This window comes from Runella sp. (assembly GCF_027484545.1).
In the GTDB taxonomy this organism is placed as follows: Bacteria; Bacteroidota; Bacteroidia; order Cytophagales; family Spirosomataceae; genus Runella.
Genome location: NZ_JAIXST010000331.1, coordinates 1 through 10108, shown reverse-complemented (window position 1 = coordinate 10108; position 10108 = coordinate 1). Strand labels below are relative to the sequence as shown.

The following is a 10108-nucleotide window of genomic DNA, read 5'->3' as shown; positions in this document are numbered from 1 at the left end:
GAATAAATCCCAAAAAGAAGAGGATAGCAAGGTGATTTTAGCAATGCTATGGTCAGGACAGGTCAACGAAAGTATAGCGTATTTGCAAACAAACATTATTGGCAAAAATGAACTCAAAATCGCTTTCCGCAATTTGTGGAAAAACAAAACCTACCTTTTCATCAACCTGATAGGGCTTTCGGTCGCGTTTGGTATCAGTACGCTCCTGTTTTTGACAGCCTATGATTTGTTGACTTTTGACCAATTTCATGAGCAAAACGGCCCCGTTTACCGCGTGTATCAAAAAATAAATGAGGCACAGGGAGAGCAATACGGTAATAGTATGCCCCTGCCGATGCGCGGTGCTTTGAAGGCGGAATTCCCCGAAGTCAAACTCGCCGTACGAGTTTTAGATGGCGGTGTTCAGATACTGAAAGAGGATAAATTAATCAACGAAGGCATTACTTTTACCGATAGCGATTTTTTTCAAGTATTTGGTTATAAACTCCTTAAAGGAAATTCTACCACCGCCCTTAAAGAGTTGAGTAATGTAGTAGTACGGGAAGATGTTGCCAAAAATCTTTTTGGTGAACAAGACCCAATGGGCAAAACAATTACTGTCAGTCACGGAGATAAACAACAATACTATATCGTCAGCGGCATTCTCGAAAAAGGTCCCGACAATACCAGTATCGACCACGAAATGTTGGTACGCATCGAAAACGTGGGTGAATACAACAACAATAAAGACCGCTGGGATGCCAATCAACACACACTCTATATCAAATTAGACGAAAAGACAACGGCAACCGCTTTTGAAAAACGTTTGAAATCATTTACCGCCAAATACTACAAAGGCAATATCGCACAGCTGAAAAAAGAAGGTGCTAAACCCGACGACCGAGGGGAGGTAATCAGCACCCGAATCATGGGACTTTCGGAGAGTCATTTTGATACCAAAGTAGGCGGGCGCAATCAGGCAATTAACAAAGTGTACCCTTATACTCTACTCATTGTAGGCATTATCATTTTGCTGATTGCTGCCATCAATTTCATTAATTTATCCATTGCCAAATCGTTTGGACGCGCCAAGGAAGTCGGAATGCGCAAAGCACTCGGTGCGTTTAAAACCCAAATTATGGGGCAGTTTTGGGGTGAAGCTTTTTTGATTTGCATTGCCGCATTCGGGGCAGGAATTCTCATCGCTTATTTGTTAATTCCCCAGTACAACGCCATTTTCCGTACGACCCTATCGCTTCAAATGCTCAAAACGCCCGTTTTGTTGGCAGCTATTTTCCTGTGTTTTGCATTCATCACGTTAATTGCCGGCGGTTATCCTGCGCTGGCCGTGACCCGCTTCAATACAGTGGAAGTTCTCAAAGGGAAAGTGAAAGTAAGCGGCAGTTCGGGCGGCATTCGCAACTCGCTGATTATCTTTCAGTTCACCATGTCGGTATTGCTCATTGCCTGTACCCTAATTGTGTGGACGCAAATTAAATATTTGCGTTCTAAACCGTTGGGCTTTAATGCAACACAGGTGTACAGCATTCCGATTGGTAACGAAATAGCCGGCAAACGCCTCCTTCAGCATTTTCGTAATCGGTTGTCCAACCAACCGCGCTTTTTGAGCATGACGGGCTCTGACGTGAATCTGGGGCGGGGCTTGGATGGTTCTTTTTCAAAATCAGTATTGGGTTTTGAACATAACGGCAAAAGCATTCAGACCAACATGCGTACAGCTGATTATGAATTTGTCAAAACGTTGGACCTCAAACTGATAGACGGTCGGGATTTTTCGGAAGCCTACGCCACCGATACCACAGGTGCCGTCGTCATCAACGAAACCATGGCCAAACAATTGGGCGTCAAAGATCCGATTGGAGTTACTTTAAATACCGACAACAAACATAAAGTAATCGGTGTGGTCAAAGACTTTCATTTTGAATCGCTGCACCGTCAGATCGAAGCGGTTACTTTTTTCATGAATGGCTTTTCCATCAATTACATCTTCGTCAAAATAGCTCCCGACCACGTCGATGAAACCATTGCGTTACTGAAGAAAACGTACAATGAAGTAGCTCCTAAATCGGAGTTTCAAGGGTCATTTTTGGATGAAAATACCAACAACCAATACAAAAAAGAAGAAAGGCTTTCGCAGATATTTTTCAGCGCAGCGACTTTGGCGATTATTTTGTCCTGTCTGGGCTTGTTCGCCATTGCAATCATGGTCATTTCGCAACGTACGAAAGAAATCGGCGTTCGTAAGGTATTGGGTGCATCCGTTGTAAGTATCACTACTTTGCTATCGGTTGATTTCTTGAAAATGGTGGGTGTCGCTATTATCATTGCTTCCCCGGTAGCGTGGTGGCTCATGGACCAATGGCTGGCTGATTTTGCCTATCGCACCGAAATTCAATGGTGGATTTTTATCGCCACCGCCCTGTTATCCGTGGCCATTGCGTTCTTGACGGTAAGTTTTCAGGCTATTCGCGCAGCGCTGACCAATCCTACAAAATCGCTTAGGTCGGAGTGAAATAGTTCATAAAATAGTTTTAAAAACAGCCGCTTTCTGTTTCTTTACGTCATAAAACTATTTTATGGATTCAGGCCGTATAGAAATCCCAAAGGATATCCTCTGGAAAAGCTTATTGGAAGATATTTTCCCAGAGTTTTTGAAGTATTTCATTTCTCAAGCAGATGATATTTTTGATTTTTCATTGGGTGTATCATTTCTCGATAAAGAATTGGAGCAACTTTTCCCGGAAGGCAACACCTCCAATCACAGGGCTGATAAATTGGCTAAAGTATATCTCAAAAATGGGATAGAGCAGTGGATTTTAGTGCATGTTGAAGTTCAAGGCTATGAAGACGAGACATTTCCTGAAAGAATGTTTCAGTACTTCTATCGCATTAGAGATCGCTACAGTCAATCCGTTATGGCATTTGCTATCCTGACCGATGCTAATAAGCGTTATCGACCCAAAGAATATCGTTATAAATTTTTTGAAACAGAAGTAATTTATTCTTACCATTTCTTAAAACTAACTGACTATAAACCCATTGATTTTCAACCCAATAATAATCTATTTGCCATTGCTTTAGAAGTCGCTTGGCATGGCTTACAGAAAAAGAGTTTGGATGACACGAAACTTTACAAGCTCAAATTTGATCTTTGTCGTAGGGTTTTAAACAGAGGCTATACGTTTCAAGATTTTGTCAAACTTTTCAATTTTATCAAATTTTATGTGTCATTTGGCAATCAGGAACTATTTGCTAAATTTGAAGAAGAAATTAGAACAGAAACTAATCAACCACAGTCAAATATGGGAATCGTAGAAGCAGTAGAGGTCTATATCAAGCAAAAAGCTGAAGAAATTGGTCTGGAAAGAGGAATGCAAAAAGGAATGGAGGAAGGCGAGCTAAAAAAAGCTAAAATTGCCATTCCAAAACTATTTATGCGTGGCATGTCAATTGAAGATATTGCTGAAACCTTAGAAGTTTCGTCCAAATTTGTTCGTGCAACATTAAAGGCATCCAAACAGAATTAAGATTTTTAGGCTATAGTTTTAACTGCCTGAAAATATACAAAAACGTATATTTTCGGGCAGTTTTTTGTCAATTAAATCATAACTGTGGATTGAGATGGTATTAATAGGAATTGTCATCAGTAGAATTACAACTTTTTTGTTGCTAATTACGTCTTATAGAAAACAAACACCTCAGACATGAAACCGACTGTCATTTTCAATATTTTACTGGTTTTGGGGTCACTTGCCTGTTCCTCAAAAATCAATCCGGCAACCGATACCAAAAGCGTAGCTAAATTGGTCAATATGCTGCCGGTCGATGGCTGCGACTGGCATTTTACGGTGACTTCAAATAATATAACGGCGGAATATGCAGCAAGCGAATCTTCCAAAGAAAAGGTCAATGCCATTATTCAGGCGGCTACTCCCAAATATGGCGTCTATTCCGTTGACGTTGACATAACGTATCACCTCACTGGAAACAAAAAAAGCGTTCAATGCGGCTGGGGAAAAACGAGCGAAATGGATGAAATAGAGATTTCAGAGATTAAATTAATTCCCTGATACAGAATCTTCCAAATCGTTAAAGACTTAAAAGTTGATTTCCGTACATCCCCAACATACATTTAAATCATTCCAACTTTCACGGTTTGCTTTGCGTCTTCTTTTCAAACCAAAAAAATGTCCATAAACGAACTGAAAATGTCCGTTTATGGACATTTTTTTTGAAAATGAATTTTATTATTCCCTAATAATCAACGATTTAATTCCTTGGTATGGCATTTGGGACATTATTGAACAGAACCCATACAGCCAACAGCCATGCTTACAAATTATTTCAAAATTGCTGTCCGAAGCCTTTTGAAAGATAAAGGGTACAGTGTACTCAATATCTTAGGTTTAACAATCGGTCTTACCTTCAGCTTTTTCTTACTCTTTTACATCAACGACGAGCTCAGCTACGACCGCTACCACGAAAAAGTTGACCGTATTTATCGCATCGGAGCGGCTATCAAAGAGCCTGAACGCGCTGATAAGGTAGCGGTTACCCAATTCCCGCTCGCGCCCACGCTCAAAAAGGAGTTCCCCGAAGTAGAGCAGTCCGTTCATTTTGTGAGAAATGGCAATAAAACACTCTTCAAAAAAGGCGATGAGCAATTTTTTGAAGAGAAGGTATTTTACGCAGATAGCAATGTGTTTGATATTTTTACCTACAAATTCATTGCAGGGAATGCCAAAAGAGCCTTAATCGCCCCTAATTCACTCGTTTTGACCCGCTCGGTTGCTGAAAAATATTTTCAGACAACGGATAACGTCGTGGGAAAATCATTGCAGGGAAAAAAAGATACTTACAACATTACAGCCATTATTGAAGATGTACCGCAAAATTCGCATCTGCGGTTTAATTTGCTGATTTCGGCAACGAGCCTTGGCAAAGATTTTGGAAACAACTGGGGTAACTTTGGTTTTTACACCTATGTTCTGTTAAATAAAAATACAACTCCTAAAACATTTGAAAAGAAACTGGTGCCGATGTACGAAAAATACATGGCGTCTATTTTCTCCCCTTTTAATGTAAAAATAAATTACCTCGTTCAGCCCATTGCAGACATTCACCTGCGCTCTGAGCTTAACAATGAGCCCGAAGAATTGGGCAACATGTCGTACATCTACACGTTTTCGGCGGTGGCACTGTTCATGATTTTGATTGCTTGTATCAACTACATGAATCTCACCACCGCACGTTCGGCGCGGCGTGCCAAGGAGATTGGCATTCGGAAAGTATCGGGTTCGTTGCAACGGCATTTGATTGCCCAGTTCCTGACCGAATCTACTGTTATTACGCTTGCGTCGCTCTTTTTAAGTTTTCTGCTTATTGCGCTCCTACTTCCCGTTTTCAATAATCTTTCGGGCAAAAGCTTTACGTTCGGCACTGCTTTTCAACCCATTACGCTCGTCACTATCTTGGCGATTGTGGTTGTGGTGGGCTTGTTAGGCGGTAGTTATCCCGCTTTCTATTTGGCCAAATTCAATCCTTTGGTGGTATTGAAAGGCAATTTGGCCAAAGCGTCGAGCAATGCGCCTTTACGTCAAACCTTGGTCGTGTTGCAGTTTACTATTTCCATGGTGATGCTCATCAGTACGTGGGTAGTATACGACCAGCTCGACTTCATGAAAAACAAAGACTTGGGCTACAGCAAGGACCAGGTTTTGGTGATAAACATGCCGCCTATCGAACGCGACGGACGCAACGAGATCAAATTAATGAAGTCCGAGTTTCTGAAAAATCCGAAGGTGCTTTCGGCAAGTTCATCGTGGTATACGCCCGGCAGCAGTAATCAGAATGTCAGTTTAATGGCAATTGAAGGGAAAACGGGATTCGTCAATTTAGGAGTTGAATTTTATGGAGTTGACCAAAACTACTGCCAAACGTTGGGTATCCAAATGATAAAAGGCCGCAATTTTACCGAACTCGACCGCGCCGACTCGTTGCGCAGAATGATTGTCAACGAAGCTCTTGTCAAGAAAATGGGTTGGGGTGATGCGTTGGGTAAGAAAATTCGTTTTGCAGGAGATACGATCAACTTAGCGGAAGTGGTCGGCGTATTCAAAGATTTCCACCAAAAATCGCTCTACAATCCGATTGAACCGTTGATTTTGATGTACCGTGAAAACAACGGCTCCGTGCAGGCTAAAATCAGTCCGGATGATATTCCCGGCACGTTGGCCTATTTGGAAAAAGCCTACAAAAGAATATTTCCTGAACATTCGTTTCAGTATACTTTCTTAGACCAGGATTTTCAGTCACAGTTTGAGGCTGACCAAAAACAGGGGCAAATTTTCACCGCTTTTTCTTCCCTGACCGTACTGATTGCCTGTCTGGGATTGTTGGGTTTAGTCGCTTTCACCACAGAACAACGCAAAAAAGAAATCAGTGTACGCAAGGTAATGGGCGCTGAAACAGGGCATATCGTTGTTTTGGTAGCCAAAAACTTTGTGATTTTAGTCGGAGTTTCTTGCCTTTTGGCCTTCCCGATTGCCTGGTATTTTATGAACCAATGGCTGGAACCTTTTCCTTACCGAACTGATATTAAGCTCTTTACCTTTTTATTTTCGGCAGTCATTGTGCTGTTCATTACGTTGCTCACCGTAGGTTTTCATACCATAAAAGCCGCTTTGATGAATCCCGTGAAGGCGTTGAAGTCGGAGTAAAAGGTTGAAAAAGGCAAGAAGGGGAGAACGGAGAAAGTAGGTGCCTCTGCTTATGACTATTGGCAGTGTTTTGTGGCATTTATACAAAGCTTCTACCGCCAATCCGACGACTTATTTAAAAAATGACTGAAACGCTGAGTCATTCAAAATCAAGTCACGTAACCTTGAGCAGTCTTTGTTCATCTTATAGAAAAATCCAAAGAACCATGATCACAAATTACTTCAAAATCGCTTGGAGAAATCTATTGAAAAACAAGATTTTCTCTTTCATTAACGTGGCAGGTTTGGCCATTGGGCTATGCTGTTTTATCATGATAGCCCTGTACGTGACCGATGAATTGAGTTATGACCGTTTTAACGAAAAAGCCGACCGTATTTACCGCATTCATTCCGATATTCGCTTTGGCGGTACCGATTTAAAAATGGCCACAAGTGCCGATCCCGCAGGCGCGACCCTCAAAAAAGACTATCCTCAAGTAGAGCAATACGCTCGTATTTACGCATCTGAAGGCTCCAAACACATTAAGAAAGGCAAAGAATACATTGTAGAAGAGCGGGTAGCATATGCCGATTCAACCTTGTTTGATGTGTTTACGTTGCCGGCCATTTCAGGAAATACCAAGACGGCTTTAGACAATCCCAATACGGTGGTTATTAGTGAAAGCGCCGCCCGTAAGTATTTTGGCACAACCGACGCCGTTGGAAAAACGCTGGAAGTGGGATTAGGGAATAAAGTTATTTATAACGTGACTGCAGTGATCAAAAATATTCCTGCTAATTCGCACTTTCACTTCGATTTCATTTTTTCGATGGATAACGTGAAATACCCATTTGGGAGCTATCTCAGTCATAATTTCTATACGTATCTTTTACTTCGGGAAGGAGCTGACTACAAGGCATTTGAAAAGAAATTTGAAGAGTATATTGTCCGTTATATTCTCCTGCAGGCCAAACAATTCATTCAGATTAACTCCATGGATGATTTTAAAAAAGCGGGCAATAAAATCGAATATACGCTCATGCCGCTGACTGATATTCACCTGAAATCAGACCGCTATCCTGAGCTAAGTATCAACGGTAATATTCAATATGTTTACATCTTTTCGGCGGTGGCTTTGTTTTTATTATTGATTGCCTGCATCAATTTTATGAATTTGAGTACGGCTCGTTCGTCCAATCGCGCCAAAGAAGTGGGAATTCGGAAGGTCATGGGTACCGAGCGCCAAACGTTAATTGCTCAGTTTATTGCCGAATCGACCCTGACGAGCTACTTGGCTTTCTTCTTTGCCCTTCTGCTGACCATTATTTTACTACCTTATTTTAATGATATTTCGGCGAAAACCTTCTCCATTTCGTCGCTCTTTCAACCTCAACTTTTGGCTTTTCTGTTGATTTTGCCCTTTGCGGTAGGGATTTTAGCCGGGTATTATCCCGCTTTTTTCCTTTCCTCATTTCGACCCATTGAAGTCTTAAAAGGCAAATTCAACGCGGGTTTTAAGCGTAGCAATCTGCGCAACCTGCTTGTTACTTTTCAGTTTGTTACCTCCTTGGTGTTGGTTATCGGAACTATCATTGTGTATCAACAACTTAATTATATCCAAACCAAAAAGCTTGGTTTTGACAAAGACCAAGTGCTTCTCATCAACGAAACAGATGCTTTGGGTACTAACAAAGAAGCATTTAAGAACGAAATAGCCCGGATGGTAGGAGTTAAAAGTGCAGCTTACGCTGGCTTTTTGCCCGTGGCAGGCTCTGCCCGCAACGATAATACCTTTTCAAAAGAGGCAGTGATGGACTTAAAAAATGGCTTTAACATGCAGGTTTGGAACATTGACTATGACTACATTCCGACGTTGGGCATGGAAATCATCAAAGGGCGAAATTTGTCTAAATCATTCGGCTCTGACTCTTCAGCGGTAATTATCAATGAAACCACCGCCAAGGTTTTGGGTTATGAAGACCCTACTGGCAAAAAAGTCTATGCTTCTCAGGGTTCAGGAAACCCAAACATTGTTTATGAAATTGTGGGGGTTGTAAAAAATTTCCACTATGAATCACTGCGGCAAACCGTTGGGCCTTTGTGTATGCGTTTGGGTAACAATAGCTGGGCTACTGCCTTCAAAATTAACACAAAAGATGTGTCGGCATTGGTCAATCAAATCGAAGCCAAATGGAAATCTATGGCTCCTGAAATGCCTTTCAGTTATAAATTCTTAGACCAATCCTTTGACCAAATGTACCGCGCTGAGCAACGCGTCGGAAAAGTGGCATTGACCTTTGCCATTCTCACCATTTTGATTGCCTGTTTGGGACTTTTTGGCTTAGTGACTTACATGGCGGAGCAGCGTACCAAAGAAATCGGTATTCGTAAAGTATTGGGAGCGAGTGTTCCCAATATCGTGAGTTTACTTTCAAGTGAATTTCTCGTTCTGGTAGTTATTTCGGTACTAATCGCCTCTCCTATCGCGTATTATGCCATGAGCCAATGGCTTACCGAGTTTGCGTACCGTATCGAAATCTCGTGGTGGATGTTTTTTACAGCAGGCGTTTTGGCCGTCTGTATTGCCTTGCTCACCGTTAGTTCCCAAGCCATTCGAGCAGCTTTGATGAATCCGGTCAATTCACTGAAATCGGAGTAGAGTTATTCAAATAAACGATCTAAAGATAATTCGATACCGGTATTTTCATCAGATAATAATCCTGAAATAACAATTTTTTGATTATCGGGAATCATCACCGTTACTTGCCTGAAATGTGGAATAATTATCCAAACCACCGAGGTACCCGAAGGAAAATAAACATCCAACGCCTTATCTGTCAAGTCAGAAAGGGCTTGACGGGGCGACAGAATTTCGATGGCTAACAATGGAGGATGAGTAGGTCTTATAATATCACGCAGCCAATCTATTTTACCAATTTTACAAATAGCAACATCCGGTTTGGCTCGACCATGCGAAAGTTCAAACTCTAATTCAGGTAAAATATCGAATTGTTCATCATATCGGCTCAACATTTTGGTAAGTCGATATGTGATTTTAGCATGGTTATAAGACATGATATCCTCGGTTTGGAATTCTTCGATTTCGCCAAAAACTGTTGATTCCATAGTCGTAAAATGATTTTTTAACAAATATAACAAAAACAAAGGCTTTTCTTCTATCACCTTATTCAATGTAGGGCAAGTTTGTCATGCTGCCATTTTTATTTGACTGACTAATTTGCCCCACTCATCATTTTTTAACGCAATTCTTAGATTGACTACTTGTTGAGCACCTTTTAGCGTCCACCTTTGTCCAGATAGTTTCATTCTTTTTTGAACGACCTCTTTGTTGGCAGACTCCATTGCTCCCGAACCGATAAATAAGCCATCATCAAGATATGTCTTGTAG

At 41.3% G+C, this 10108-nt stretch carries 6 protein-coding genes and 1 pseudogene; 5 read left to right on the top strand and 2 right to left on the bottom strand.

Going from position 1 to position 10108, the window contains the following annotated elements:
- From Q0081_RS29680 to Q0081_RS29660, 5 genes are all read left to right on the top strand, one after another.
- A partial coding sequence (locus Q0081_RS29680; protein ID WP_298362117.1) for an ABC transporter permease occupies positions 1-2512 on the top strand: 2512 nt, incomplete at its 5' end.
- A gap of 64 nt (positions 2513-2576) precedes the next feature.
- Positions 2577-3527: a hypothetical protein gene (locus Q0081_RS29675; protein ID WP_298362114.1), complete on the top strand. Its 951-nt coding sequence runs from the start codon at positions 2577-2579 to the stop codon at positions 3525-3527.
- A gap of 177 nt (positions 3528-3704) precedes the next feature.
- Positions 3705-4070 (top strand): hypothetical protein, encoded by a 366-nt coding sequence (locus Q0081_RS29670; protein WP_298362111.1) that lies wholly within the window; start codon positions 3705-3707, stop codon positions 4068-4070.
- Positions 4071-4328: 258 nt separating this feature from the next.
- Positions 4329-6719, top strand: coding sequence for an ABC transporter permease (locus tag Q0081_RS29665; protein ID WP_298362108.1), 2391 nt, complete (start codon positions 4329-4331; stop codon positions 6717-6719).
- A 206-nt stretch (positions 6720-6925) separates the two neighbouring features.
- Positions 6926-9358 (top strand): ABC transporter permease, encoded by a 2433-nt coding sequence (locus Q0081_RS29660; protein ID WP_298362106.1) that lies wholly within the window; start codon positions 6926-6928, stop codon positions 9356-9358.
- Between the two features lie 2 nt (positions 9359-9360).
- Here the strand turns inward: Q0081_RS29660 and Q0081_RS29655 are convergent, their stop codons facing one another.
- Both Q0081_RS29655 and Q0081_RS29650 read right to left on the bottom strand, forming a co-directional pair.
- Positions 9361-9825: a Uma2 family endonuclease gene (locus tag Q0081_RS29655; RefSeq protein ID WP_298362103.1), complete on the bottom strand. Its 465-nt coding sequence runs from the start codon at positions 9823-9825 to the stop codon at positions 9361-9363.
- Positions 9826-9906: 81 nt separating this feature from the next.
- A pseudogene (locus Q0081_RS29650) lies at positions 9907-10108 on the bottom strand (hypothetical protein); the annotation flags it as partial.

Excerpts from the sequence above, each read along its gene's own strand:
- Q0081_RS29660 (WP_298362106.1), top strand. The coding sequence starts at position 6,926 with ATGATCACAAATTACTTCAAAATCGCTTGGAGAAATCTATTGAAAAAC.
- Q0081_RS29665 (WP_298362108.1), top strand. The coding sequence starts at position 4,329 with ATGCTTACAAATTATTTCAAAATTGCTGTCCGAAGCCTTTTGAAAGAT.
- Q0081_RS29655 (WP_298362103.1), bottom strand. The coding sequence starts at position 9,825 with ATGGAATCAACAGTTTTTGGCGAAATCGAAGAATTCCAAACCGAGGAT.
- Q0081_RS29675 (WP_298362114.1), top strand. The coding sequence starts at position 2,577 with ATGGATTCAGGCCGTATAGAAATCCCAAAGGATATCCTCTGGAAAAGC.
- Q0081_RS29670 (WP_298362111.1), top strand. The coding sequence starts at position 3,705 with ATGAAACCGACTGTCATTTTCAATATTTTACTGGTTTTGGGGTCACTT.